26 protein-coding genes are annotated in these 25,792 nt (G+C 67.4%); 16 read left to right on the top strand and 10 right to left on the bottom strand.

The features are described 5' to 3' along the window. Positions 1–80 precede the first annotated feature (80 nt). The 4 genes from V5F84_RS08330 to V5F84_RS08315 all read left to right on the top strand — a co-directional run bounded on the left by V5F84_RS08330 (position 81) and on the right by V5F84_RS08315 (position 4,691). On the top strand, positions 81–1,094 hold the full coding sequence (locus V5F84_RS08330) for an amino acid ABC transporter substrate-binding protein (protein WP_394044067.1): 1,014 nt from the start codon (positions 81–83) through the stop codon (positions 1,092–1,094). A gap of 245 nt (positions 1,095–1,339) precedes the next feature. Continuing rightward, complete coding sequence (locus tag V5F84_RS08325; RefSeq protein ID WP_394044068.1) at positions 1,340–2,122, top strand: NAD kinase; 783 nt, start codon at positions 1,340–1,342, stop codon at positions 2,120–2,122. A gap of 42 nt (positions 2,123–2,164) precedes the next feature. Beyond that, entirely contained in the window at positions 2,165–3,583 is a 1,419-nt protein-coding gene (locus tag V5F84_RS08320; protein WP_394044069.1) for an MBOAT family O-acyltransferase, read from the top strand. A gap of 4 nt (positions 3,584–3,587) precedes the next feature. After that, positions 3,588–4,691, top strand: coding sequence for an alginate O-acetyltransferase AlgX-related protein (locus tag V5F84_RS08315; protein WP_394044070.1), 1,104 nt, complete (start codon positions 3,588–3,590; stop codon positions 4,689–4,691). 175 nt (positions 4,692–4,866) lie between these two features. Here V5F84_RS08315 and V5F84_RS08310 read toward each other — a convergent pair whose 3' ends face one another. Together V5F84_RS08310 and V5F84_RS08305 are read right to left on the bottom strand one after the other, a co-directional pair. Next, positions 4,867–5,853, bottom strand: a complete 987-nt coding sequence (locus V5F84_RS08310) for a rhamnan synthesis F family protein (protein WP_394044071.1) — start codon at positions 5,851–5,853, stop codon at positions 4,867–4,869. A 48-nt stretch (positions 5,854–5,901) separates the two neighbouring features. Beyond that, complete coding sequence (locus V5F84_RS08305) at positions 5,902–6,465, bottom strand: nitroreductase family protein (RefSeq protein WP_394044072.1); 564 nt, start codon at positions 6,463–6,465, stop codon at positions 5,902–5,904. A gap of 236 nt (positions 6,466–6,701) precedes the next feature. Between V5F84_RS08305 and V5F84_RS08300 the strand changes: the two genes are divergently transcribed. Further along, complete coding sequence (locus V5F84_RS08300) at positions 6,702–7,727, top strand: RgsD C-terminal domain-containing protein (protein WP_394044073.1); 1,026 nt, start codon at positions 6,702–6,704, stop codon at positions 7,725–7,727. A 37-nt stretch (positions 7,728–7,764) separates the two neighbouring features. After that, positions 7,765–8,241, top strand: a complete 477-nt coding sequence (locus V5F84_RS08295) for a DMT family transporter (protein WP_394044074.1) — start codon at positions 7,765–7,767, stop codon at positions 8,239–8,241. Between the two features lie 44 nt (positions 8,242–8,285). On the opposite strand, the gene V5F84_RS08290 is transcribed toward V5F84_RS08295, so the two are convergent. The 3 genes from V5F84_RS08290 to yidD all read right to left on the bottom strand — a co-directional run bounded on the left by V5F84_RS08290 (position 8,286) and on the right by yidD (position 14,206). Next, the gene (locus tag V5F84_RS08290) at positions 8,286–11,270 is read right to left on the bottom strand and encodes an autotransporter outer membrane beta-barrel domain-containing protein (protein ID WP_394044075.1); all 2,985 of its coding nucleotides are present in this window, start codon (positions 11,268–11,270) and stop codon (positions 8,286–8,288) included. Between the two features lie 512 nt (positions 11,271–11,782). Next, positions 11,783–13,759, bottom strand: a complete 1,977-nt coding sequence (thrS, locus tag V5F84_RS08285) for a threonine--tRNA ligase (protein ID WP_394044076.1) — start codon at positions 13,757–13,759, stop codon at positions 11,783–11,785. 177 nt (positions 13,760–13,936) lie between these two features. Beyond that, positions 13,937–14,206 carry a membrane protein insertion efficiency factor YidD gene (gene yidD / locus V5F84_RS08280; protein ID WP_509277201.1) on the bottom strand — a complete coding sequence of 90 codons (270 nt, stop codon included), beginning with the start codon at positions 14,204–14,206 and terminating at the stop codon, positions 13,937–13,939. 136 nt (positions 14,207–14,342) lie between these two features. On the opposite strand from yidD, the gene V5F84_RS08275 reads away from it, so the two are divergent. Next, positions 14,343–15,113 carry an acid phosphatase gene (locus V5F84_RS08275; protein ID WP_394044078.1) on the top strand — a complete coding sequence of 257 codons (771 nt, stop codon included), beginning with the start codon at positions 14,343–14,345 and terminating at the stop codon, positions 15,111–15,113. Between the two features lie 48 nt (positions 15,114–15,161). Here V5F84_RS08275 and V5F84_RS08270 read toward each other — a convergent pair whose 3' ends face one another. Next, positions 15,162–15,629, bottom strand: coding sequence for an iron-sulfur cluster assembly scaffold protein (locus V5F84_RS08270; protein WP_394044079.1), 468 nt, complete (start codon positions 15,627–15,629; stop codon positions 15,162–15,164). A gap of 356 nt (positions 15,630–15,985) precedes the next feature. Here V5F84_RS08270 and folE point away from each other — a divergent pair, with 356 nt between their 5' ends. From folE to V5F84_RS08255, 3 genes are all read left to right on the top strand, one after another. Then, positions 15,986–16,699 carry a GTP cyclohydrolase I FolE gene (folE, locus tag V5F84_RS08265; RefSeq protein ID WP_394044080.1) on the top strand — a complete coding sequence of 238 codons (714 nt, stop codon included), beginning with the start codon at positions 15,986–15,988 and terminating at the stop codon, positions 16,697–16,699. A gap of 47 nt (positions 16,700–16,746) precedes the next feature. Beyond that, positions 16,747–17,229 carry a phosphoribosyl-AMP cyclohydrolase gene (gene hisI, locus V5F84_RS08260; RefSeq protein ID WP_394044081.1) on the top strand — a complete coding sequence of 161 codons (483 nt, stop codon included), beginning with the start codon at positions 16,747–16,749 and terminating at the stop codon, positions 17,227–17,229. Positions 17,230–17,395: 166 nt separating this feature from the next. Further along, the gene (locus V5F84_RS08255; RefSeq protein WP_394044082.1) at positions 17,396–18,454 is read left to right on the top strand and encodes a patatin-like phospholipase family protein; all 1,059 of its coding nucleotides are present in this window, start codon (positions 17,396–17,398) and stop codon (positions 18,452–18,454) included. 83 nt (positions 18,455–18,537) lie between these two features. Here V5F84_RS08255 and V5F84_RS08250 read toward each other — a convergent pair whose 3' ends face one another. Both V5F84_RS08250 and V5F84_RS08245 read right to left on the bottom strand, forming a co-directional pair. Further along, positions 18,538–18,969 (bottom strand): CBS domain-containing protein, encoded by a 432-nt coding sequence (locus tag V5F84_RS08250; protein WP_394044083.1) that lies wholly within the window; start codon positions 18,967–18,969, stop codon positions 18,538–18,540. Between the two features lie 149 nt (positions 18,970–19,118). Then, positions 19,119–19,871 (bottom strand): rhomboid family intramembrane serine protease, encoded by a 753-nt coding sequence (locus V5F84_RS08245; protein ID WP_394044084.1) that lies wholly within the window; start codon positions 19,869–19,871, stop codon positions 19,119–19,121. 187 nt (positions 19,872–20,058) lie between these two features. Between V5F84_RS08245 and V5F84_RS08240 the strand changes: the two genes are divergently transcribed. Continuing rightward, the gene (locus V5F84_RS08240; RefSeq protein WP_394044085.1) at positions 20,059–20,697 is read left to right on the top strand and encodes a transglutaminase-like cysteine peptidase; all 639 of its coding nucleotides are present in this window, start codon (positions 20,059–20,061) and stop codon (positions 20,695–20,697) included. 45 nt (positions 20,698–20,742) lie between these two features. Here V5F84_RS08240 and V5F84_RS08235 read toward each other — a convergent pair whose 3' ends face one another. Beyond that, positions 20,743–21,273: a gamma carbonic anhydrase family protein gene (locus V5F84_RS08235; RefSeq protein WP_394044086.1), complete on the bottom strand. Its 531-nt coding sequence runs from the start codon at positions 21,271–21,273 to the stop codon at positions 20,743–20,745. A 124-nt stretch (positions 21,274–21,397) separates the two neighbouring features. Further along, positions 21,398–22,045 carry a low affinity iron permease family protein gene (locus V5F84_RS08230; protein WP_394044087.1) on the bottom strand — a complete coding sequence of 216 codons (648 nt, stop codon included), beginning with the start codon at positions 22,043–22,045 and terminating at the stop codon, positions 21,398–21,400. A gap of 121 nt (positions 22,046–22,166) precedes the next feature. On the opposite strand from V5F84_RS08230, the gene V5F84_RS08225 reads away from it, so the two are divergent. The 5 genes from V5F84_RS08225 to V5F84_RS08205 all read left to right on the top strand — a co-directional run bounded on the left by V5F84_RS08225 (position 22,167) and on the right by V5F84_RS08205 (position 25,674). Then, positions 22,167–22,589: an MAPEG family protein gene (locus V5F84_RS08225; RefSeq protein ID WP_394044088.1), complete on the top strand. Its 423-nt coding sequence runs from the start codon at positions 22,167–22,169 to the stop codon at positions 22,587–22,589. A 72-nt stretch (positions 22,590–22,661) separates the two neighbouring features. Continuing rightward, positions 22,662–23,333, top strand: coding sequence for a 5'-methylthioadenosine/S-adenosylhomocysteine nucleosidase (locus V5F84_RS08220; RefSeq protein ID WP_394044089.1), 672 nt, complete (start codon positions 22,662–22,664; stop codon positions 23,331–23,333). A 5-nt stretch (positions 23,334–23,338) separates the two neighbouring features. Further along, a complete protein-coding gene (locus tag V5F84_RS08215; protein ID WP_394044090.1) occupies positions 23,339–24,637 on the top strand; it encodes an RsmB/NOP family class I SAM-dependent RNA methyltransferase in 1,299 nt (432 codons plus the stop codon). A gap of 73 nt (positions 24,638–24,710) precedes the next feature. Beyond that, a complete protein-coding gene (locus tag V5F84_RS08210) occupies positions 24,711–25,373 on the top strand; it encodes a hypothetical protein (RefSeq protein ID WP_394044091.1) in 663 nt (220 codons plus the stop codon). A 79-nt stretch (positions 25,374–25,452) separates the two neighbouring features. Continuing rightward, positions 25,453–25,674, top strand: coding sequence for a hypothetical protein (locus V5F84_RS08205; protein ID WP_394044092.1), 222 nt, complete (start codon positions 25,453–25,455; stop codon positions 25,672–25,674). Positions 25,675–25,792 lie beyond the last annotated feature (118 nt).

Genomic DNA, 25,792 nt, shown 5'->3' with positions numbered 1-25,792 from the left:
ACCGCGCGTGCCGCAGCGACGGCCGCCGCACCCCGCGGCGGCCGCTTCTTCCTTCCAATCACCTCAATGGGGCGGGATTCATGAAGACACTCCTGGCGTTGCTGACCGGCGCCGTCGTGGCGCTGTCGGCGCACGGCGCGAGCGCGCAGACGCTCAAGGCGGTCAAAGATCGCGGCGAGCTGGTGTGCGGCGTCAGCCGCGGCCTGCCCGGCTTCTCCAATCCGGATGCGACCGGCAAATGGACCGGCTTCGACGTTGATTTGTGCCGCGGCATCGCCGCCGCCGTGCTGAACGATTCCTCCAAGGTGAAGTTCGTGCCGCTGAACGCCGAGGAGCGCTTCACCGCGCTCAAGGACGGCAAGGTGGACGTGCTCTCGCGCAATTCCACCTGGACCTTGCAGCGCGAAGGCGAACTCGGCCTGCTGTTCGGCCCGATCACCTATTATGACGGCCAGGGCTTCATGGTGCGCTCGGCCCGCAAGATCACCTCGGCGGTGGAACTGGACAATTCCAAGGTCTGCGTCCAGGCCGGCACCACCGGCGCCGGCTATGCGACCGACTATTTCGCCGCGAACAACATGAAGCTCGAGCTGATCTCCCTGCCCTCCTCCGACGAGGTCGTGAAGGCCTATGAGAGCGGCAAGTGCGACACCATCACCACCGACGTATCGCAGCTCTATTCGCTGCGCCTCGTGATGGCCAAGCCCGGCGACCATATCGTCCTGCCCGACGTGATCTCCAAGGAGCCCCTCGGCCCCGTGGTGCGCCAGGGCGACGACCAGTGGTTCAACGTGGTCAAGTGGACCCACTATGCGATGCTGAACGCCGAGGAACTGGGCGTGAACAGCGGCAATCTCGACCAGGCGCTGAAGTCCGAGAAGCCGGACGTGAAGCGCCTCGTGGGCACCGACGGAAACTACGGCGAGCAGATCGGCCTCACCAAGGATTTCGCGGTGCGCATCGTCAAGGCGGTCGGCAATTACGGCGAAGTGTTCGAACGCAACGTGGGCGCCGGCTCCAAGCTCGGCATTCCGCGCGGCATCAACCAGCTCTGGAGCACCGGCGGCATCCAATACGCCCCGCCGGTACGCTGAGCCTTCCGAAAACCGCTCCGCCGCTCGCTCGACCCTGAGCGGCGGGGCGCCCTTACGTCAACGATGGGAAATGCCCGGCCTGCGTCCGCATTCGCCCGAGCGCCCCTGATCCGGTGGCGCGAAGCTTGTGACGCGAAGGGACCCGCACGGGTCCAGCCCGCCTCGACAAGCGCGGCGCGGGCCGATACGAAAGGCGCGGGTGCTGTGCCGGCACCGCAAGAAGGGGTCGCCGCGCGACCGTCCGCATGAGCGAACCCAACCGCCCCCTCGAGAAGATCGCCTTCGTGGCCAGCGACACCACCGAGGCCCGGGCCGCCCGCACGCGCCTGATCCAGCGCTATGGCGACGTTGCCGAAGCCGATGCGGACGTGATCGTCGCGCTCGGCGGCGACGGGCTCATGCTCCAGACCATGCACGCCTTCCGCGACCGCGGCGTGCCGATCTACGGCATGCATCGCGGCTCGGTCGGCTTCCTGATGAACACCTATCGCGAGGACGCCTTGCCGGAACGGCTCGCGGCCGCCCAGCATGTGGTGATCCATCCCCTGATCATGGAAGCCGTGGACCGCGCCGGCGTGCGGCACCAGGCCCCCGCCATCAATGAAGTGGCCTTGCTGCGCCAGACCTATCAGGCCGCCAAGCTGCGCGTGTCGATCGACGGCAAGGTACGCCTGGAGGAGCTGATCTGCGACGGCATGATCGTCGCGACACCCGCCGGGTCCACCGCGTATAATCTTTCCGCCCATGGGCCGATCCTGCCGCTGAGCACCGCCTTGCTCGCCATCACGCCCATCTCGCCCTTCCGTCCCCGCCGCTGGCGCGGGGCGCTGGTGCCGGACAAGGCGCGCATCGACATTTCGGTGCTCGAACCGGAAAAGCGCCCGGTCAGCGCGGTGGCGGATCATTACGAGGTGCGCGATATCGTCAGCGTCTCCGCGCGGCTCGACCCCACGTCCTCCATGGACATGCTGTTCGATCCCGACCACAGCCTGGACGAGCGCATCCTGCGCGAGCAATTCGTCTACTGATTTTGACCAGCGCGCCCCGGCGCGGCCCGAGAATAGAGTGAAATGGTCTTTTCCTCCGTTACATTCCTCTATTATTTCCTGCCCGCCTTCCTGGTCTGCTATTTCGCGACCCCGGGCATTCGGGCGAAGAACTTCGTCCTGCTCGCCTTCTCCCTGGTGTTCTATGCCTGGGGCGGCCTGTTCAACCTGCTCGTGCTCGCCGCCTCCATGCTGGGCAATTTCATCCTGGCGCAGGTGCTGGGCGCGCGCCCGCCGGGCAAGCGGCTGCCCATGCTGGCGCTCGCCGTGGCGCTCAATCTCGCCGGGCTGATCGTATTCAAATATGCCGGGTTCCTGGCCGAGAACCTGAACGTGCTGCTCGCACCCCTCGGCGTCTCTGTGCCGGTGGTGCACCTCGCCCTGCCGCTCGGCATCTCCTTCTTCACCTTCCACGCCATCTCCTATCTCGTGGACGTGTATCGCGGACGGGCGCGCGCCAACGGCCGGCTGGAGGAGATTGCGGTCTATATCACCATGTTCCCGCAGCTCGTGGCGGGGCCGATCGTGCGCTATTCCACCATCGCGCACCGCATCCGGGAGCGGCGCACCACCGTGGGCCGGGTCTCGGCGGGCCTGCGCATCTTCGTCATCGGCCTGTCCTGGAAAGTGCTGATCGCCGACGAGGTGGCGCCGCTCGCCACCATGGTGTTCGACCAGACGACCGCGCCGAATTTCTTCACCGCCTGGATCGGCGTGCTCGCCTACGCGCTGCAGATCTATTTCGATTTCGGCGGCTATTCCAACATGGCCATCGGCCTTGCCCTCGCCATGGGGCTGAAGTTCCCGCGCAATTTCCGCCTGCCCTATGGCGCGCTCTCGATCACCGATTTCTGGCGCAAATGGCACATGAGCCTGTCGAGCTGGTTCCGCGACTATGTCTATATCCCGCTCGGCGGCAACCGGAACGGCCATATCCACACCGCGCTCAACCTGTGGACGGTCTTCCTGCTGTGCGGCCTCTGGCACGGGGCGAGCTGGACCTTCGTGATCTGGGGCGCGCACCATGGCGCCTTCCTGGTGCTGGAGCGCACGCGGTTCGGCAAGGCGCTCGCCGCCGGCCCCAAGGTGCTGAGCCATCTCTACGTGTTACTGGTGGTGCTGTTCGGCTGGGTGTGGTTCCGCGCGCTCGGCCTGCCGCAGGCCATGGATATCTTCGCCGGCCTCGTGGGCCTCAACGGCTTCGGGCCGCTGGCGCCGGGCCTGCTGGTGGCGCTCCAGCCGCTGACCATCGCGGTGATGATCCTGGCCTGGCCGCTCGCCATGTACGGCTTGCCCGCCTTGCCTGCCGGGCCGCTCTCGCCGAAACTGCGGCGGCTCGCCTATGGCGCGTGCGACAGCCTCATCATGCTGGCGCTGTTCGTGCTGTCGTTCATCACGGTGGGGGCGTCCAATTACAGCCCCTTCCTCTATTTCCGGTTCTAGCGGCATGCCCCTCCTGCTCGCCTACCGCCGCTGGTGGTGCTTCTTCTTCATGGCGGTGCTGGCCCTGCCGACGCTGGGGCTGGTCTTGCCCGACCTGCCCGGCCCGGTGCGCCTGATGACGACGCCGCAGGAACGCTGGTGGGTGCACGCCACCGAGCGCCTCGACCCCTTCATCAATGGCCGCTACGGCTTTCGCGGCCTCGTGATGGCGGGGAACGCGACTTATCTGCGGGCCATGAAATCCACCCGCGAGCGGCCGGTCCTGCTGGGCGAGGGCGGGCAGATGTTCTTCACCGGCGAGCAGACGCTGGAACAATCCCTCGGCCGGCTGTTCCGCATCAAGCCCATGACCGAGCTCGCCGACACGCTCTCGCGCCTGGACGCGCTGCTGAAGGCGCGCGGGGCGAAGCTGGTGGTCTCCTCCCCGCCCAATGCCGCCACCGTGCTGCCGGAAAAGCTGCCGGCCTGGGCGCGCGGGCAGATGACCCATCCCACCGAACTCGACTTCCTCACCGAGCAGATGGAGAAGCGCGGCATCGCCTATGTGGACCTGCGCCCGGTTCTCACCGAAGCGAAGGCGCAGGGGCCGGTGTTCCGCCGCACCGACACCCATTGGAACCAGCGCAGCTCCGTGCTCGCCTTCAATGCCATGATGGCCGCCGCCGGCCGGCCGGATCTCGAGATCGCGCCCGACACGGCGATCGGCCCCTTGCAGGATGCGCCCTCGGGCGACCTAGCCCGCTATCTCGGCGAGGCGAACCCCACCGGCGACAAGGATTATGGCGAGATCGCCTCCAATCCCAAGCCGGTGCTGACCCCGCTGAAGGGCCTCATGCCGGAGCGCCCGGCGGACGATCCCTTCCAGCCCTATGCCTATTCCACCGGGCATGCGGGGCCGAGCATCCTGGTGATCGGCGATTCCTTCTCCCAGCATTATTGGCAGCGCCTGCTGGAACGGGTGGCGAGCCGGTTTGCCTGGATGCACCACAGCGCCTGCAAGTTCGAATGGCCCGCGGTGGAGCGCTTCAAGCCCGATCTCGTGATCTACATGGTCACGGAACGCTCCCTGCCCTGCCGCGGGCAGCCCATCGGCATGCCGCCGGGCTGAGCGGCCTGGGGCGGAACGACATTCCAAGGTTGACGCCGTTGAGGGAGAGCATCGTCATGCGCGGGCCTGTCCCGTGCATGACGCGCGAAAGACGACGCCCTGTCGATGAAAGACACTCGCGTGCATCTGCCATGAGCGCCGCGATGATCCAACATGCCGCTAATGTCGATCGGTCCTAGCGCATCTCCAGCAGAGCGGCCGCACCGTCGCGCCCGGCGCCGAGGTGGAAGGCGATCTCCTTGACGTCGAAATCCGCCCGGTCGAGGAAGGCGCGCCAGCCGGCGAGGTCCACGCCATAGGGATTGTCGCGCAAAAGCTGCACCTTCACGAACGGGAAGCCGTCGGCGATCAGCGCGCGCCAACCCTGGTGCAATTGGTTCTCGCCCTGCGCGCCGGGCGCCCCCGGATACAGGATGTCCACGCCAAGGCCCGCCCGTTCCAGCACCCCGCGCTGGGCGACCTCATAATCGCGGATGATCTGGAGCTTGTCGCCGAGGGAGCGCACCTCGCCCCAGAAGGCGCGGGCCGCCGGATGGGCGAGCGCGGTCGCCTTGTAGAGGAACAGATAGCTCTGGAAATGGGGGGCGATCTCCGCGCTCTGCGTCAGAGCCGCCACATCCGCGGACGTGCCGCGCATGCGCTCCAGCGTCGCCGCGAGCTTCGGGGTGGAATGATAGACGCTGTCATTGGCGAACAGCACCTCGGGCGCCGCCCACACCTCGGGCAGATAGCGCAGCGCCGCCGCCCAGGCGGCGAAATCATAGCCGTGGTTTTCCCGCGTCACGACCGCATCGGCAATTTCGCGGCCGGGGTCGAGGCAGTCCAGGTCCGGCCGGTCGGTGGCGATGATCAGCACCACCTGCATGCCGCTTGCCTTGAGGTCCGCGCACAGGCGAAGGGTGTGGCCGAACACCCGCCCGTCCGCCGCGGCGGTCACCATCAGGCACACCGGGCCGCCGGAAAGCGAGACCGCCGGCAGCCGCACGGCGCGGAACGCCGGGCCGAGCACGTCGCGATCCTCCTGCACCGGCGCGCCGGACGCGGTCGACAGGAGCCGCAGCGCCTTGCGGACGCGGCGCACGGGATTGGCCCGCGCGCTCACATCCAGCGCGGCGATCAGCAATTGCTTGGACGCCTCCATCCGCGCCTTGAACGACACCATCGCCTGCTCTCCCTGGCGCCAACCCTCGGGGCGAACCGCCGCATGTGATCAGAAGCGGGTGACGATCTCGTCGAGGTTCGGCCGGGGGCGATCCTCCAGCTTCTGGGTGGCGGTGCCGATATAGACGAAGCCGGTGATGCGCTCATGCTCGGCCAGGCCCAGCGCGGCGCGGGCCTTGGGCTCATAGGCCGGCCATTCGGTGAGCCAGGTCACGCCATAGCCGAGGGCGGTGGCGGCGATCAGCAGGTTTTCCACCACGGCAGCGGAGGAGAAGACCTGCTCGATTTCCGGGATCTTCACATGGGGCGCGGCGCGCGACACCACCGCCACGACGAGCGGCGCGCGCAGGAAGCGGTTGCGCTCCTCCTCCACGCGGCGGGGGGCGGCCTGCGGGTCCACCTCGGCGAGCACGGCGGCGAGGGCTGCCCCGGCGCGGGCCCGTCCCTCGCCTTCCAGAAGGAGGAAGCGCCAGGGCACGAGCTTGCCATGGTCCGGCACGCGCGCGGCGATGGTCAGCATGTCGCGCAGATGCTCCGGCGAAGGGCCGGGCTCGGCGAAATCGAGAATGCGAGTGGAACGGCGGGTGCGGAGCACGTCAAGAATGTCGGACATGGCAAGCCTTCAAACAACCGCGGGGCGCACCGCCGCCCGGCACCCCGCCGAGGGCGGGGGCGGGGCGGGAGGGGCTGTACCCGCGTTTTCCGCGCCTGCCTTATCACGCCGCGCGCGCCGGCCAAAAGCGACATAGCGCTCCCCGGCCAGCGCGCCGGGCGGGCGGCGGGCCGCGCATGGGCGCAATGTCGGTGTGGTGACTTGAAACCGCCGCGGTTTCGATGCACGTCAGATCCATGCGTCGAAAGATCGAAGCCACCCGCCGCCGCCGGCGGAACCGGCTGTTTCCGTTGCTGCTCCCGCTCGTGGCCGCCGCGCTGGCGAATGGCGCGGCTTTCGGCCAGGTCATGCCGTTCGCCGGCGCTTCCGCCGCGCCGCCGCCGGTCGATGCCTTTTCCGCGCCGCCTGCGCTCGGCACCAATCCGGGCCTGCGCACCACACCGCAGCAGGGGCAGGTCCCGAGCCGCGAACCGCACGCGGTGCTTCCGGCCGCGCCCGCGGGCAAGACCACGGTGGGCGTGTTCGCCCGCTTCAGCGCCGACGGGCCGGCCATTCCCCACGGGCTGATGTGGCGCGTGTTCGCCGATACGGCGGAAGCCTCCGGCGCCTTTCCGCTCGTCGCCGAGAGCACCGACCCGGCTCCGGTGTTCTTCCTCAGCCCCGGCGGATACATCGTTCATGTCAGCTATGGCTTCTCCACCGCCGCCCAGCGGCTGCAAGTGGGTGCCGTGGCACGGCGCGAACAATTCGTTCTGCCGGCCGGCGGATTGCGGCTCCAGGCGGACGTGGAAAGCAAGATCATTCCCGGCCAGAGGCTGACCTTCGACATTTACGAAGGCTCGTTCCTTCAGGGCCGCACCTCGACCCAGCCTTATTATCGCGGCGCCAATGCCGGCGACGTGGTGCTGCTGCCGGAAGGCACCTATCACGTGGTCTCCACCTATGGCGACGCCAATGCGGTGGTGCGCGCGGACGTCAACGTGCAGGCCGGCAAGCTCACGGATGCCACCTTCCATCACCGCGCGGCGCAGATCGTGCTGAAACTGGTGGCGGAAAAAGGCGGGGACGCCCTAGCGAACACCCAATGGTCGGTGGAGACACCGGGCGGCGATACCATCAAGGAATCCATCGGCGCCCTGCCCACCGTCGTACTCAGCGAAGGCGACTACAGGGCGATTGCCCGCAACGACGGCAAGGTCATCACCCGAGACTTCAAGGTGGAGGCGGGCAAGGACCGCGAGGTCGAAGTCATCAACAAGTGAGTTCCCCGCCCCTTTGCGCCCCACCCGGAGCCTGCATGTGACGACCCTCTATCTGGCCGCCGCCTTCATCATCGGAGCATGCATCTCGCTTCAGGCGCCGATCAACAACCAGCTCGCCCAGGCCTTCGGCCACAACACCATCTTGGCCGCCCTGTTCTCGTTCCTGGTGGGCACAGCATTCCTCACCGTGGTCGCGGTGGCGCAGGGCGGCATTCCCGCGGCGCTTGCGGCGCTTCCGAGCCAGCCGCTGTGGAAGCTGTGCGGCGGTTTCCTCGGCGCCGCCTTCATCATCGGCTCGATCTATCTGGTGCCGAAGATCGGCCTCGCCAGCCTGCTGGCGCTGGTGATCTGCGGCCAGCTCATCTCATCGCTGCTGCTCGACCATTATGGCCTGGTCGGGCTGATCGAACGCAGGCTGACCCCGGTGAAGCTGGTGGGCGCGCTCATCATCATGGCCGGCGTGGTGTTCATGCTGTTCGGCGACCGGCTGCTGACCGCCCTGCGCAATTCCTGACTCTCCCGGCGACGCACGATCGCCGGGCAAGGCGGAAGCGGCGGTCAGAACCTCCAGGCAACATTGGCCTGGAAGGCGTTGACGCTGACGCCATCGGCGAACTGGCCGACATAGGTAACGCCGACGCGGGCCTGGGCGGACAGGTTGAGATCCGCGCCCACTTCCAGCAGCGCGGTATTCTCCGCCAGAGGCACGCCGCCGACCGTGAAATTCGCCCCCGGGATGGCGCGCAGGGCGAGCTGCGCGGTGGGGTCGAGATCGCCGAAGGCATATTGCCAGGCCGCAGAGGCATGGGGCGCCAGCACCATGCCGTTGGACAGGGGGATGGAGGTCGCCGCCCGCAAGCCGAGCGAGGAATAGCCGACCCCCGCCGAAGACGACGCGCCGGAAACCCCGGCAAACGCTCCGCTTTCGGCGAAGCTGTCCGTGTTGAGCTGCACCCAGGCAAGGCCCGCGAACGGCTCCAGCGCCACCTGCTGGACCGCGAAGCCATAGCCGACCTCGCCGAACACCTGGGCGGTGCCGCCGTCATATTGCGCATTGGCCTGCTGGACGAGGCTGGGCACGGCAACGGTGCGCGTGGCATCGATCTGGTTGAAGGCATAGCTCGCGCCGAGGCGCAGGTTCCACGGGCCGGCGCTGGTGCCGGCATAGAGCGCCAGCAGCATGCTGTTGACCTCGGTGGAGCTGGCCACCGCGTCCACATTGGCGTTGGACTGGGAATAGCCGAGCGCCGCACCGATGCGCCAGTCGCCCGCCCGGATGTCGGCGCCGGAAATGATGCCGCCGATGCTCTCGCTCACGCTGGAGGCATTGCCGTTGCCGTCGAGGTTGGTCCAGCCGCCGAAGCCCTGCGCCCAGATCGTTGTGCTGCCGCCGACGGGCGCCGGAGCGACGGCCGGCGCCTTGGTGGCATAAGCAAGGGCGCCGAGCGCGGTGGTGGTCGCCGGCTGAGCGGCGGCTTCCGGCCCGGCGTACGACATGGCCGCCGGCCCGCCGAAGGCGAGCGCGCCCATCGTCCCGGTCTGGCCGGCATAGGCGCTCTGCCGCAGCCGGTCCATGACCGCCTGACGGCCATAGATGCCATCGCCGATGAGAACCGATTGCTCGCTCGCATAGGCTTCGCCCGAGAGCCCCTTCAGCACGCCCGGAAGCTGGCTCCCGCTCAGGCTGTAGAGGCTGTTGAGCGCCACGGCGCCGGCATTTGCCGTGTTCGCCAGGGCGCCATTGTTGAACCCGCGATCCACCGCGCCGCCGACAGCCGACTGGTTGGCGGTCAGGCCCGCCTGCCGCGCCATCTGCGAGGTCAGGTTCAGCGCGACGTTGGTGCCCGAATACGCCAGGGCCGCGCTCACATAGGTGGGCAGGCCGGGCGTGGTCAGCGTCTCGAAGGCGCCGGTCGTCCCGCCGGTGGCGGCAAGCAGATTATAGCTGTTGGACAGCGTCGAGGTCAGGAAGGGAACCTCCAGCGTGCCGGCGAGCCGCGCGACGCCGGCTATGCCGAAGACGTCGTTGCTGCCCGGCGTGACCCGCAAGGAGAGCGTGCCGGCCGAGGTCTGGACGAAGGTGCCGCCGAACAGATGGGTGATCGACGGCCCGTTGCCGCTGACGCCGAGCCAGCCGCTGTTCTCGAACCTCTTGTCCAGCCCCGCCGTCGCGGCGATGCGGCCATCGATGATGCCCATATTGACGATGACGGTGCCGCTGGCGTCGAGGCCGGTGCGCACCGCGTCGGACTCGATGGTTGTCTGCAAGGTGCCGTAATTCAGGAAGGTGCCGTTGAGGCCGTGCAGGTCCACCGCCGCGCCGGCGATGCCGCTGGAGGTGACGGTGCCGGTGTTGGTCAGCACGCCATAGGTCTCCCCGCGCATGCCGATTCCGCCGTTGCCGCTGACCTTCACGGTTCCGCTGTTGACGATGTCGTCGCCGATCCCGCCGGACAAGGCGGCGGCATTCTCGGCGCTGGAGGTCAGCGTCCCGGTGTTGCGAATGGGATTGTAGATGCCCGCGATGGTCGCGACATAGCCGTTGGGCGTGGTGGAGCCGGGGGTGAGATAAATACCCACCACCGTGTCGCCATAGGCCGAGTTGGAAGACACCAGCGACGCGCCGGGAATATTGATTTCATACCAGGTGGGGATGCCCAGCGCGTCCACGTGCAGAACCCCGGCATGCACCACGCCGTCCACCGTCACCCAGTCGGCCACCATGTTGTATTCGCCCGAACGCCCGGCGCCGGTGATGCCTTCCAGATGGGTGACCACGGCGCCGGGATGGTCGTAGGTCGCCCAGGTGCCGGTGGTCTGGTTGTAGAGATAGCCATGCTCGGCGCCGATGCCGCCGCCCGGCACATCGAAATAGCCGCCCGCGATCATGTTGCCATAGACGCCGTAGGCGGTGGTGCTGGCCGCGCCCGGCTTATTGTTGGTGGCATAGGTGCCGGTGGAGATCGTGTAGATCATCGCATTGCCGGTCGCGAGGCGGGTGTCGAAATCGCCCACCACCTGATCGCCGAACGTGCTGTGGGCGATGGTGAAGAGGGTGGGATTACCGGGCGCGTCGGGAAAGGCCAGCCCGGTCAGCTGCCGCCCCGGGGCCGCCGCCGCGTCATACAGATAGCTGAGGTCGTAGGGGGTGGAAGCGGGGGTGATGTAACTGCCCACGGTGCGCAGCACGCCGCCCTGGTTGCCGAAGCTCGGCCCATAAGGCGAAGAGCCGATGGCGCCGGGATAGTTCACCCCGTTGGGGGTGGCGACCGGCATGGCCGACCATTGGCCGGTGAACGTATTGTAGAGCAGCCCGCCGGTGGCCGTGGTGCCGGGAACCACGTAATTGCCGACGATCGTATTGCCGCGAATACCCGTGAGGAAGGTGCCGGTGGTCCCGTAATTCAGCGTCGTATAGGGCGTGGGGGCGGGAGGCGGCGGCCCGGCATTGGCTTGCGCGCCCAAGCCGGATACGGCAAGGCCGGCCACGCAAAAATACGCACAGGACGACAGCAGGCGCCCGCGAATCGCAGCCATATTCATACCGAACCGTTCCCAACCGACACACACACGACACTGAAATCATTAACAGAGCCGCAGATGAAAGCGAGTCATATGGCTTCAATTCGCGTCACATCCTGCGAGCGACTGTAAAACCAACCCGCGCGTGCTCCTTTGAGCACAGCCAGATCAGCTTTTTCCTGTGGCGCGGCCATTTTGTTGCATTGCATTTTGATTTGAGGAAGCGCGCAACATGGGGAAAAAGGGCAACCGATTACCCCTGACTTTCCACTCGAGGAACTCTTATTGAGCGAAATCGTCGGCGCATGCGGTGTCGCTTCGCCCGAATAACATCCGCTCGAAATTCCCATATCGCCCTGCCCCCACGTCGCGGGAGAACGGGCCCGCCACAGGCATTCGATTCGGGCGCGCGGGATGTGAGGCGTCTGGCGTTGCGCTACGCCGCACCTGGCGCCGGTCGGGCGGCCGAGACCCGGCCGCGAACGGCCGGGTCCGTCGGTTCAGCGAAGGTTCAGCGAAGGTTCAGCTGCCGCTCACGCGACGAGGCTGGACGGCGCCCGCCGACGCAGGTCGGGCGGCACCGCTTCCCCCGCGAGCAGGTCCAGGGCGGCGCCGAGCGGCATCGAAACCTGGTCGGGACTGCCGAGGCGGCGGATCGAGACCGTGCCTTCCGCGGCCTCCTTCTTGCCCGCCACCAGCAGCACCGGCACCTTGGCCAGGGAATGCTCGCGCACCTTGTAGTTGATCTTCTCGTTGCGAATGTCCTTTTCCACCCGCAGGTCGCGGGCGCGCGCCGCTGCCGTCACCTCGGCGGCATAATCGTCCGCTTCCGAGGTGATGGTCGCCACCACCACCTGCACCGGCGCGAGCCAGAGCGGGAAATGACCCGCGAAATGCTCGATCAGGATGCCCGTGAAGCGCTCCATGGAGCCGCAGATGGCGCGGTGGATCATCACCGGCGTCTTCTTCTGCCCGTCGGCATCCACGTAAAAGGCGCCGAAGCGCTCCGGCAGGTTGAAATCCACCTGGGTGGTGCCGCACTGCCATTCGCGGCCGATGGCATCGCTCAGGGTGTATTCGAACTTCGGCCCGTAGAACGCCCCCTCGCCCGGCAGGATGCCGGTCCTGATCTTGCCGCCGGACTGCGCCTCGATCTGCGCCAGGACGCGGGTCATCACCTCTTCCGCGTGATCCCACACCGCATCCGAGCCGACGCGCTTCTCCGGCCGGGTGGAGAGCTTCACGATGATCTCCTCGAAGCCGAAGTCGGCGTAGGTGGAGAGGATCAGGTCGTTGATCTTCAGGCACTCGGCCGCCATCTGCTCCTCGGTGCAGAAGATGTGGGCGTCGTCCTGGGTGAAGCCGCGCACACGCATCAGCCCGTGCAGGGCGCCGGAGGGCTCGTAGCGGTGCACGGCGCCGAATTCGGCGAGGCGCAGCGGCAGGTCGCGATAGGATTTCAGCCCGTGCTTGAAGATCTGCACGTGTCCGGGACAGTTCATCGGCTTCAACGCAAACACGCGCTCGTCCTCGGTGTCGTCGCCGGCCGACTGCACCTTGAACATGTTCTCCTTGTACCAGCCCCAATGGCCGGAGGTCTCCCACAGCGACTTGTCGAGCACTTGCGGGGCATTCACCTCGGCATATTCGACCTTCAGGCGGCGGCGCATGTAAGCGACCAGATTCTGGAATAGCGTCCAGCCCTTGGAATGCCAGAACACCGTGCCCGGCCCCTCCTCCTGGAAGTGGAACAGGTCCATCTCGCGGCCGAGGCGGCGATGATCGCGCTTTTCCGCTTCCTCCAGGCGATGGAGGTAGGCGTCGAGCGCGGCCTGGTCGTGCCAGGCGGTGCCGTAGATGCGGGTGAGCATGGGATTGTTGCTGTCGCCGCGCCAATAGGCCCCGGCCACCTTCATCAGCTTGAAGGCGTTGCCCACCTTGCCGGTGGACGGCATGTGGGGGCCGCGGCAGAGGTCGAACCATTCGCCCTGCTTGTAGATTTTCAGGTCCTGGCCGTCGGGAATGGCATCCACCAATTCCACCTTGAACGCCTCGCCCTTCGCGGCGAACACGCGCTTGGCCTCCTCGCGGGACCAGATCTCCTTCGTGAACGGGCGATCCTTCGCGATGATTTCGCGCATCTTCGCCTCGATCTTCGGCAGATCGTCGGTGGTGAAAGGCTCGTTCCGGGCGAAATCATAATAGAAGCCGTTCTCGATCACCGGACCGATGGTCACCTGGGTCCCGGGATAGAGGCTCTGCACCGCCTCGGCGAGGACATGGGCGGCATCGTGCCGGATCAGCTCCAGCGCGCGCGGATCGTCGCGGGTGACGATCTGGATCCGGGCGTCCGCGAGGATGGGATCGGAGAGGTCGGTCAGCGTGTCATCGAGGACGATCGCGACGGACTTCTTGGCGAGCGATTTGGAAATGGCGCCGGCCACGTCGGCACCCGTGGTGCCGGGGGCGAATTCGCGCTGGGCGCCATCGGGGAAAGTCAGGGTCACCATCGGTCTTCTCCTGCCCACTCCTGCGCACTCCGCAGGTAGGCTCTTGTTGAAGCGGCCTCCTCTAGGCCGCCCGGCGCGCGCCGTAAAGGGCGAAGCCGGCGCGAGGCTTGCCGGACGCGGGAATGCGGCCGGCCTCCGGGCCTTCGGAGCGATGCTTGTCGGCGGATTGCCGGCGCCTCACTGCGGCGGCTGGCGCCAGAGGCCATAGCGCCAGGGGCGATGCCAGCGCGCGTCGGCGGGCAGGCACTGCGGCACCGGATCGAAACCCGAGCCGCCCCACGGGTGGCAGCGACACAGCCGCGCCGCGCCCATCCATCCCCCGGCCCAGGCGCCATGGCGGGAAATCGCCTCGTCGGCATATTCCGAGCAGGTGGGCAGATAGCGGCATTGCCGCCCCATGAAGGAAGAAAGCGTATAGCGATAGAGCAGGATGGGCGCGCGCAAGATCAGGCGCGGCAGGCGCGCGACGGCACCTGCGATGCGCGACACGAGGGATGGGCGCTCGATGACATCTTTATGTCGTCGATTCCATGGGAGAGAAACCGCGAGGCGCGGGCGGCCGGCTTTACGCGGGGACTGTTGCATGACCATACGTAAATTTACCTTTGCCTTACTTGCCCTGTCCACGGTCCTGGGGTCCGCGGCCTTCGCCGGTGACGAACCCTATGTACGGCCCGACCAGGTGAACCTCACCCGCATCCTCGCCCCCGCGCCGGCGGACGATTCCCCCGCCGCCCGCGAGGACACCAAGGTCGTGCTGGACATCCAGTCCCGGCGCACGCCCGAACTGGTCGCGCTCGCGAATGCGGACGTGGACCGCACCCTCTCCCGCTTCTCCGAGGTGTTGGGCACCGACCTCTCCAAGGAGAAGGCGCCGCTCGCCAACGCCCTGGTGGACAAGGCCTGGGCCAACGCCCGGCCGATCGTGGATGCCGCGAAGGCCTATTGGAAGCGCCCCCGGCCCAATCTCGCGCATTCCGACATCACGCTCGCCGTTCCCGCCGAGACCACCCCTTCCTATCCCAGCGGCCACGCGGCCTATGGCACGCTCACCGCCATCATCCTGGCCAATATGGTGCCGGAGAAGGCGACGGCAATCCATCTGCGCGGCGTCGGCTTCGGCTTCTCGCGGCTGGTGGGCGGCATCCATTACCCCTCCGACGTGGAGGCGAGCCATATCGCCGGCGCGGTGATCGCGGCGCAGATGATGGACAATCCGCAGTTCAATGCCGACCTTGCCAAGGCGACGGCGGAAGTGCGCGGGCTTCTCGGCCTGCCGGCCCTGCCCTCGACGCTTCCGCAGGCGGCGAACGCCAACAGCCCTCCGGCACCGACGGCTGCCGCCGCGAAGTAATCCGCGCGGCGTGACGCCCGGCGCCCGGGGACGGGCGCCGATGCCGGTTCAATTGCCGGCGCTGGCGGGTGCCTCGCGCGCGGCGCCGGCCTTCGCCTCGATCTGGTCGATGGCATCCACCACCGCGTCGAAAGTCAGCAAGGTGGAGGCGTGGCGCGCCTTGTAGTCGCGCACCGGCTCCAGCACTTCCAGTTCGGCCCAGCGGCCGGCAGGCGGCGGCCCGTTCTCCTTCAGCATCTTGCGCATGGTCTCGCGCAGCGCCCGCAATTCGCCGACGCTCGACCCCACCACATGGCGCGCCATGATGGAGGACGACGCCTGGCCGAGCGCGCAGGCGCGCACCTCGTGGGCGAAATCGCTCACCGTGTCGCCCTCCAGCGCCACATCCACGGTCACGGTCGAGCCGCACAGCCGCGAATGGGCGGTGGCGCTGGCTTGGGGATGCGCCAGCCGGCCGATGCGGGGAATATCGGCCGCATAGCCCAGGATACGGGTATTATAGACGTCGTTGATCATCGTGCGATCCCGGCCGCCCCATGGCGGCGTCCTCATCCGGCCCGCGCGGCCGCGGCCCGTAAAGGCGCGCTGCCATGCGGTTTGCGCGGCACGCTCAAGCAAAAGCGCGCTTTGCGTTGCCTGGTTCGCCGTCTTATATAATCCATGTGCGGCGCGGCGGAAGACGCTGGCGCCTGATAGCGAAGCAACCCTTCGGGAGCAGGCTCCCGCCCGGCGACGCTTCGCGCAGAACGGACGGCAAGGCCGCCGCCGGGGCTTCCGGTGGGGCGCGGAAGATGAGGATCCGCGCATGCGTAGCCGACACCGGTGACACTCTCGCCCGGACTTTATCCGCGGCGGGTCGAACGGAGTTGGGTATGGACGCGGTTGTCAAATTGCTGCGGGCGCAGGCCGAGAACGAGGCCAAGGCCCGCAAGCACGTGAAGCATCTCCAGGCGCAGGCCAAGCGGCACGATGACGCCCCGCAGGATGCGGCGGCCGACGAGGCGCACGATCCCGCACGCCCCTCCAAGCGCGAGGCGGAAGCGGCGGTGCGCACCCTGCTCGCTTATATCGGCGAGGACCCGGACCGCGAGGGCCTGCTGGAAACACCCCATCGGGTGGTGAAGGCCTATGGGGAATTGTTCTCCGGCTACCGCCACGACGCCGCCGAGGCGCTCGACCGCACGTTCGGCGAGATCGGCAATTTCGACGATTTCGTGCTGGTGCGGGACATTCCCTTCTATTCCCATTGCGAGCACCACATGGTGCCGTTCGTGGGCAAGGCGCATGTCGCCTATTTCCCGGTGGAGCGGGTGGTCGGCCTGTCCAAGATCGCGCGGGTGGTGGACATCTATGCCAAGCGCCTGCAGACCCAGGAACACCTGACCTCGCAGATCATCTCCGCCCTGGACGAGACGCTGAAACCGCGCGGGGTTGCCGTGATGATCGAGGCCGAGCATATGTGCATGGCCATGCGCGGCATCACCAAGGCCGGGGTCTCCACCATCACCAGCCAGTTCACCGGTGCGTTCCGCGATGACCCGGCCGAGCAGGTGCGCTTCATCACCCTGGTGCGCGCCAAGGGCTGAGCCCCTCGGCGCGGTGCCCGCCGACAGAACAGCCCATTGGAGTTTTCATGAGCCTTGAGACCCCCGTCTTCGCGGCCAGCACCGGCACGGCCGAGCTTGAGGAAGGCACGCGCCTGACCCCCCGCTTCGATGCCAACGGCCTCGTGACCTGCATCGCCGTGGACGCGGTGACGAACGAGGTGCTGATGCTCGCCTTCATGAATGAAGAGGCGCTCGCGCTCACCATCGAGACCGGCGAGGCGCATTATTACAGCCGCTCGCGCAAGACGCTCTGGAAGAAGGGCGAAAGCTCCGGCCATACCCAGAAGGTGCTGGAGATCCGCGTGGATTGCGACCAGGACGCGGTGCTGCTGAAAGTCGAGATGGGCGGCACGGGCGCCGCCTGCCACACCGGCCGACGCTCCTGCTTCTATCGCCGCGTGCCTATCGGCGGCGCAGCGGGCGAAGCGGCGCTGGAATTCACCGGCGATGAGCCGCGCTTCGACCCGAAGGCGGTCTATGGCGCGCATTCCGGCCATTCGCACGATTAAGTCCGGCCATTCGCACGATTAAGGATGTGTTGAACAGTACGGGCGCAGCCTCGCACCAGCCCCATGGCGCACCTTGGCAAAGCCACGCTTCGGACATCAAACACGGTTAGACAGGGTTTGAGTCCCGGAGCTTGCCACCGGCACGCCGGCCGGTCGGAGGTCGCGCATGTTTCAAGGTTTTACCCGTCGCACTCGCACCGACGAAGCCCCAAGCGAAGGCGAGGGCAGTCTCCACCCCGAGGTGGCACCCGCCGTGGACGCGCAAGGCGAGGTCGAGCCGCCGTGGAAGGCCGGCCGCAAGGGCGGCCCGAAGATCGCCCTGGCGCTGGGCGGCGGCGCCGCGCGCGGCTTCGCCCATATCGGCGTGATGCGGGCGCTGGAAGCCCACGGCATCCGCCCGAGCGTGATCGCCGGCACCTCCATCGGCGCGGTGGTCGGCGGCATCTGGGCGGCCGGCAAGCTCGACGCGCTGGAGGATTGGGCACGCGGCCTCAACAAGCGCAACGTGCTCGGCTTTCTCGATCTCTCCCTCGGCGCGGCCGGCCTCATCGGCGGACGGCGGCTGATGGAGCGCATGCGCATCGAACTCGGCGATCTCACCATCGAGGATTTGCCGGTGGTGTTCGGCTGCATCGCCACCGAGCTCGGCACCGGCCATGAAATCTGGCTGACGCGCGGCGAACTGGTGGAGGCGATCCACGCGAGCTATTGCCTGCCGGGCATCTTCACTCCGGCCAAGGTGGGCGGGCGCTGGCTGATGGACGGCACGCTGGTCAATCCGGTGCCGGTCTCGGCGGCGCGCGCGCTCGGCGGGCGGATCGTGATCGCGGTCAATCTGAATTCAGAAATCTTCGGGCGCGGCACCGTGATCCAGGACCATGGCAGCACCATCGCCGAAGTGGCCGATGTGGTCGTGGAGCACCAGAAGCAGGGGCTTTCGCGCATGCTGCGGCCCGACCGCATGCTGCGCCGGCAGTTCCTCTCCGGGCCGAGCGAGGGACCGCGCGGGATCTCGGCGGTTATGATCGACGCCTTCAACATCACCCAGGATCGCATCGCCCGCTCCCGCCTTGCGGGGGACCCGCCGGATGTCACGGTCTCGCCGAAGCTCGCCAAGATCGGCCTGTTCGATTTCCACCGCGCGGACGAAGCCATTGCCGCCGGGCGCGAGGCGGTGGAACGGATCGTGGACGATGTGCACAGTGCCATGGAGGCGCTGAAATAAGGGCGCCAAAATCGCCCGGCGGCGCATCCCGCGGGCGCGCCGGATGCGCGGGCCAGGGCGCCGCGGCCCTGACCCGTGCCGTCTCAGGCGGTCATGATGTAGTCGCGCAGCTCGGCGCTCTCGCGCTCCATTTCCTCGACGCGATACTTCACCACGTCGCCGATCGAGATGATGCCGACGAGCGTGTTGCCCGATACCACCGGAACGTGACGGAAGCGCCCGCGCGTCATGCGCTCCATGATGGCGGGAACGGTTTCGTCGGCGGTGCAGGTCACCACCGCCCGCGTCATCACGGAGGAGACCGGCTCGGAGAGCACCTCCGGCCCGCGCTCGCCGAGGATGCGGACCACGTCGCGCTCGGAAAGAATGCCTTCGAGGTGCCCGTCCGGCCCGGTGGCGACGATGGCACCGATGCGGTTCTGCGAAAGGCTCTGCACCGCTTCCGTGAGCGAGGCTTCCGGCGAGATCGTGACGAGACCCGATGTCTTGCGTTGAAGAATAATACCTACGGTCATGGCTGACCTCCATTCCCTAGTGAGAGGCGGATCCGGCGTTATTGACGCTCACCGGTATTGCCTTGAGGGAATGATCATCCGCGATGGCGCGATCCGCAACCCCGCATGACGGCGCGCGCGGATGATTGACTGGTATTTCAGCACGGGCCTCAGCGCGGGGGGTGCGAAGGCACCGCCGCGCGGGGAATGGGGTCGAACAGGGGAAACAGCAGCAGGCCGGCGAAGAAGCCGCCCATATGCGCCTGCCACGCCACTTCCGCGCCCTCCGTGCCGGGCAGCGTGATGGCGGCGCCGAACAGGAAGTTCACCACCACCCAGACCGCGACGAAGGTGAGCACGCGCGGCTCGCGGAACGCGCCGAGAAGCGAGGCGGCCGGCGGATGCTCGGGCGCGCCGCGGACCGGGCGGCCAAGCGCGCCGCCGGGCGAGAAGGCAAAGCGCACCGCCGCCGCCATCGCCCCGGACACCATCGCCGAAGCGCCGATCATGGGCACCAGGGCGTCGGGATAGGCGATCAGATGGGCGAGCGCACCGGCCGCCGCCGTGACCACCATGAAGGCCAGGAAGCGCGGCGTGCCGAAGCGCCGCGCCACGGGCGTCGCGAACGCCAGCATCCACACGAGATTGACGCCGAGATGCACGAGATTGGCGTGCAGGAAGGCATAGCTCACGAAGGTCCAGATGTCCGCCCCGACCCCGCCGGGCAGTGCGAACGTGGCGTCGTAGCGCGCCGGGATGAAGGCGAAATAGGCGAGCAGCATCACGTTGGACTGCTCGTCCAGCAGGAATTCGCGCGCGAACGCGATCGCCGCCATGACCAGGGCCAGCAGCGCCACGATGCCTGGAATGTTGAACACCGGCTCGCGGGGCGGCGCGCGGCGTGGATCGCTGAGGTCGAGCACGTCCCGCACATAAGGGGGCGCGGTGTCCGCAGCAAGGAAAAAGCGCGTGTGCCACAGCGCGGATCGCAGGCCGCGCCGGCGGCTGGCCAAGGTCGTTAACGGCAGTTAAGGTTAATGAAAGGTTGACGGCGCGAATGCGGCGAACCTCAGGCATTATGAAGTTGTTAACCCCTCGCGACAGCGTGCCATGCCGTTTCACATCGCTCGAAAGCTTCTGCTCGCGGTCCTGCTCGTTGCGGGTGCCGGCAGCGCCGTCGCCGGCGACCGGCGCTATGCGAGCCTTCCGCCCGCGCTGATGCCGCATCTCCAGGCGGTGGGGGGCACCTCCGCCCCCATCGGCTATGTGCGCTTCTGCGCCGAGAATAAGGGTGACTGCGTCGCCGAGGGCGATCTCATCGCCGAGGCGCCGCTGGACGCCGCACATCTGGCGGCGCTCGATCAGGTGAACCGCAGCTTCAACACTTCCATCACGCCCATGACCGACATGGACCATTATGGCGAGGTGGAGCGCTGGGCCTATCCCGACGACGGAAAGGGCGATTGCGAGGATTACGTCCTCGCCAAGCGGCGGGCGCTGATCGGCCTCGGCTGGCCGGCCTCGGTCCTGCTCATCACGGTGGTGCGCGACAAGGAAGGCGACGGCCACGCCGTGCTCACCGTCGTCACCGACCGCGGCGACCTGATCCTCGACAATCAGGAAAATCAGATCCTGCCCTGGCAGGATACCGGCTATCGCTACGTGAAGCGCCAGTCGCAGGGCGATCCCACGCTGTGGGTTTCCCTGGGCGACACGCGCTCTCCCCCGGTGGTGGGCGGCGGCCGCTGAGCCGCCCCTTCCCGTCGCCTTCCCTTACTGTGCCTGCTGCCCGCCTCAGTCGATCCGCTTGAGGCTGGAGGCGAAGCGCTTCCAATTCGCCCGATACCGCTGCGCCGCGCCCTTGAGGGCGGCGATGGCGCCTTCATCCAATTCCCGCACCACCCGCGCCGGGGCGCCCACGATGAGGGAATTGTCGGGAAACGCCTTGCCCTCGGTCACCAGGGCATTGCTGCCCACCAGCGAATTGCGCCCGATCCGCGCGCCGTTCAGCACGGTCGCGCCCATGCCGATGAGGCTGTCGTCGCCGACCGTGCACCCGTGCAGGATCGCCATATGGCCGACGGTGACGCCCGCGCCGAGATGCAGCGGAAACCCCGGATCCGTATGGAGCACGCAGTTTTCCTGGATGTTCGTGCCGTGGCCGATGAAAATCGGCTCGTTATCGCCCCGGAGCACCGCGCCGAACCACACGCTCGCCTCCTCCGAGACGATCACGCGGCCGATCAGGGTGGCGTCGGGCGCGATCCAATAGCGGCCCGTGGCCGGCACGTCCGGGCCGACCCCGTCCAGGGAATACAGCGGCATGGATCCCAATCTCCCCGCGCCCTTCGCCTGGCGCGTTCCGCTCCCTGCCTAGCGCGCCTTGGCATCCGGGGCTAGGTGGCCGCGCCGCGGGCGCCTGCCCCGGCGCGGCGCAAGATGCGCGGGATCAGGCGGCGCGGCCCGGAAGATCGGGGCAATCCGCCGCAGCCACCTGGCGGCCACCGTCGCACGGCCCAGGCGATGAAGCCGCGTCCGGCGCGCATCCGGCAGCGCCCTTCTCGGCGGTCTTGACCGGCGCGGTCTCGGGCGCGACCGCTCCGGGATCGCGTGCTCCGCCCTGCCCCTTGCCCTCTTCCCGCGCACGATCGGCGAGAAGCGCATATTCCATCCGCAGCTTTTCGAGCGTCGTCTCGTCCAGGTCCTCCAGATCCAGCAGCGCGTTGCGCGGCCCCTCGGTGCGGGCGATGAGTTCGTCGAGCTTGATCTGGAGTGCGGCGGTGTCGCGATTCTGGCTGTTCTGGATCAGGAACACCATCAGGAAGGTGACGATGGTGGTGGAGGTGTTGATGATCAGCTGCCAAGTATCATTGTAACCGAACAGCGGCCCGGTCGCGCCCCAGACCAGGATAATGACGACCGCGCACACGAAGGTCGCCGGCTTGCCGGCATAGCGCGAAACCTCCTGCGCCAGGCGGGTGAAGAAAGGGCGCGGCGCGCGGCCGCGCTCCACCTGCCGCGCGTCGGGAAGCTGCGTGGGCTGCGAGAGGGAAGATGGGGCGGGAGAAGATGGGGCGGGAGAAGATGGGGCGGTCATGGCTGTGTTTCCTGTTCAAGGATGGAACGTGCAGCCGTGCTCGAGGTTCCTCACCATGAGCGGTGCAATGGGGGCGCAGCCGGCGCCCCCACCCCGCTCATTCACGCGAAAAGGCCCATCCATGACCGTCGCCATGATCCTGTTGCCCCTGTTCGTGGAAGTGGGCCTCACCTTCCTGCTGCTGTTCGCGCTTTTTCCGGTGCGGATGCGCGCCCTCTCCAGCGGCGAGGTCTCCCATGCCGCCGCAGCCGAGAACACGGCCGCCTATCCGCCCCGCGCCCAGCGCTTCGCCAATGCCTTTTCCAACCAGTTCGAACTGCCGGTGCTGTTCTATGTGATCACCGTGCTGGCCCTGTTCACGCGCAAGGCGGATATCGTCTTCGTGGTGCTCGCCTGGGTGTTCGTGATCTCCCGCATCGTCCATGCCTTCGTGTTCACCACGTCCAACCGGCTGCACCTGCGCTTCTCCGCCTATGCGGTGGGCGCCGTGGCCCTGGCCATCATGTGGGTGCTGTTCGCGCTGGCCATCCTCCTCAACGTGTGAGGCGCGGGTGATTGACAGGACCGCCGCGCCAGCCGAGGAGTGCGGCTCACGCATTTCCCGGATTGCCCTGCGATGGAAGACCCGTCCCGCCACGTCCGCGCCGTCGGCGATCTCGAAATCCTGTTCGTCATGGCGACGCAGATGGAATACGGGCCCCATCTGCGCGCGCGCATCGATCCCCTGATCACCGGCGTCGGCCCGGTGGAGGCGGCGATGGCGACCACCCATGCGCTTGCCCACCTCGCCGCCGCCGACGCCTTGCCCGACCTCGTGTTCACCCTCGGCTCGGCGGGGGCGCGCGCGCTGGAGCATGCCGGCATCTATCAGGTCTCGCACCTCGCCTATCGGGACATGGACGCGTCCCCGCTCGGTTTCGAGAAGGGGCGCACGCCGTTTCTCGACCTGCCGGCCCTGGTGGAAATTCCCCACCAGATTCCCGGCATCGCGGCGGCGTCGCTCTCCACCGGCGGGGCCATCATCTCCGGCGCGGCCTATGATTCCATTGCCTGCGACATGGTGGACATGGAAACCTTCGCGGTGCTGCGTGCGGCCCAGCGGTTCGGCGTGCCGCTGGTGGGCCTGCGCGGCATCAGCGACGGGCGCTCCGAATTGTCGCGCTATGAAGACTGGACCGAATATCTGCATGTGATCGACGAACGGCTCGCTGCCGCGCTCGATCATTTCGAGGCCCAGGTGAAAGCCGGCGCCTTCCTTCTTGCCCCCCTTCTTGCCCCAAGGACCTGATTGAATTGATCCCCTCAGCCCGCCTGTCCGCCGCCATCGAGGTGCTTGGCGATATCGCCGCAAAGCGCCGCCCCGCCGGCGACAGCCTCAAGGAATGGGGCCTCGCCCACCGCTTCGCCGGCTCGGGCGATCGCGCCGCCATTTCCGGCCTCGTGTTCGACACCTTGCGCCGCCGCGCTTCGGCCGCGTACGTGATGGGCGCGGATACGCCGCGCGCTCTCGTGCTCGGCACGCTTGCGGTGATGCGCGGGCTCGATCTCGACGCCATCTCGCGCCTGTGCGACGGCGCCCGCTTCGCCCCTGCGCCTTTGAGCGCGGAGGAAGCCGCGCGCCTCGCCAATCCGAGCCTGGAGGGCGCCGCCCCCTGGGTGAAGGGCGATTACGCCCAATGGCTCGATCCCTATCTGAACGTCGTGTTCGGCGAGGAGCGTGTCGAGGAGGGCCGCGCGCTCGCCGCCCGCGCCCCGCTGGACCTGCGGGTGAACACGCTGAAATCCACCCCCGAAGCCACGCTGGCCGAACTCTCCCATCTCTCGCCCCAGCCGGGCCAATGGTCGCCGCTGTCGCTGCGCATCATCCTCGATGCGGAGGGCAAGGCCCCGCCCCTCACCTCGGAGGGCGCGTTCGTCAAAGGCGAAGTGGAGGTGCAGGACGAGGGGTCGCAGATCGCCGCCATCCTCGCGAGCCCCCTGCCCGGCTCGCAGGTGCTGGACCTGTGCGCCGGCGCCGGCGGCAAGACGCTCGAATTCGCCGCCCTCATGGACAATAAGGGCCAGCTCTACGCCCATGATTCCGACATTCGCCGCCTGAAGCCGATCCACGAGCGCCTCGCCCGCGCCGGTGTGCGCAATGTGCAGATCCGCGCGCCGCGCGGCGATGCCGACGTGCTCGCCGACCTCGCCGGACAGATGGACCTGGTTCTGGTGGATGCGCCCTGCACGGGCACCGGCACCTGGCGGCGCAACCCGGACGCGAAATGGCGCATGCGCCCCGGTGCCCTGGCGGAGCGCACCGCCGAGCAGGCCAAGATCCTGGAAAGCGCCACCCGCTATGTGAAGAGCGGCGGCCGCCTGGCTTATGTCACCTGCTCGCTGCTGGATGTGGAAAACGGCGCCCAGATCCGGGCCCTGCTGGAGAAGCACCCGGACTTTTCGGTGGTTCCGCCGGTGGAAGCGGTGCTGGCGCTGGGCGCCCCCGGCCTCGCCTTGCGCACCGCCGCTCTGGAAAGCCCCGAAGGCCTGCTGCTGACGCCGCGGCGGACCGGGACCGACGGTTTTTTTGTGAGCGTGTTGCGACGAAGCTGATATTTCAATTATTGGTTGTATTTCTGGCTCCGCCAATCGATAGTCTGCCGTGATGGCATACGGGGGCGTTGCTATGAATGTGGAATATTGGAAGCTCGGCATCAGCATCGCCGATGTCATCACGAAATCGGCGATCGCTGTGGTGCTCGGTCTTGCGACCTACAGCCTCAACCAGGAGGGGCAGAGGTCGAACACCGAAAAGGAAAGGTTCAACAGGGAGACGGCCTGTTGGGGCGTGCTGAAGGACACGATGGATTTCGTCGCTTCCCAGGACAATCTGCAAGGCGAGCAAGTAAACGCTATACGCGCGCTTCTTCCAAAGTCGTGCAATACGGACGATCCACAATCGACAGGCTTCAGCGCGCTGCTGCTGGCCCTGCTTCCAAACAAGACCCCACAATTGCCCTCAATCCCCCCGGGCTCCGGCAGTGCCGCGACGACCATCCAGCCGTCCGGCGCGTCTCCCAGGACCCAATGGGTGGCCGTGGGTTTCGCCGGGACGTCCGATTTCAACTTCACAGCGCCCGACGGCACCCCATTGACCGGTGCGCCGAAGGCCGGTGATTTGATCGAGGCGCGCTGGTCGGTCTATGTGCGGCCGAGCGCGGCCGGCTGGGGCACCACGCTCGCCACCTTGCGCTCGGGGCAATGCTTCAAGGTCGCCGCGACGCAATCCCTTGCCGCCGGCTCCTTGATGCAGATCTGGGCATCCGGCGCACCGGCGCCCTGCCCTTAGCCTGGAACCTTCCCCTCTCCTGAAGCGTCCTTAGCGCAGAGGTTGCGCTCGCGCGCCCATCGGAACCCGGGAGATTGCCATGTTCATCATCCGCCTGCTTGTCCTGCTCGTCGTCGCCGTCGGCGGGTATTGGGCCTATTATGTCTTCGCCGCCCCCTCCCCCTATGACCAGATCGGCGTCGCCATCAATTCCCATCTGCCGGAAGAGGCACGGGCCTATGGCTGCGTGGAGCTGAAGAAGCGCCATTCCACCGCCAACGCCGCCCCCGAGGGATGCGAAGGACATTGGGCATCGATCTGACGCCGCCGGCGCGGGACAAGCGCATGCCTCGGTCGCGGGCGGCGGCCGCCCTGCGTCCACGGCATGCGTGAGCCGCGCGCCGCGGAGCGGCGCGCGCTTTTGCAATTCGCGACTTTGC

The organism is Roseixanthobacter liquoris (assembly GCF_043195135.2).
Lineage (GTDB): Bacteria > Pseudomonadota > Alphaproteobacteria > Rhizobiales > Xanthobacteraceae > NCEH01.
The sequence above is the reverse complement of the archived record's forward strand: the minus strand, read 5'-3'. Positions and strand labels throughout refer to the sequence as shown.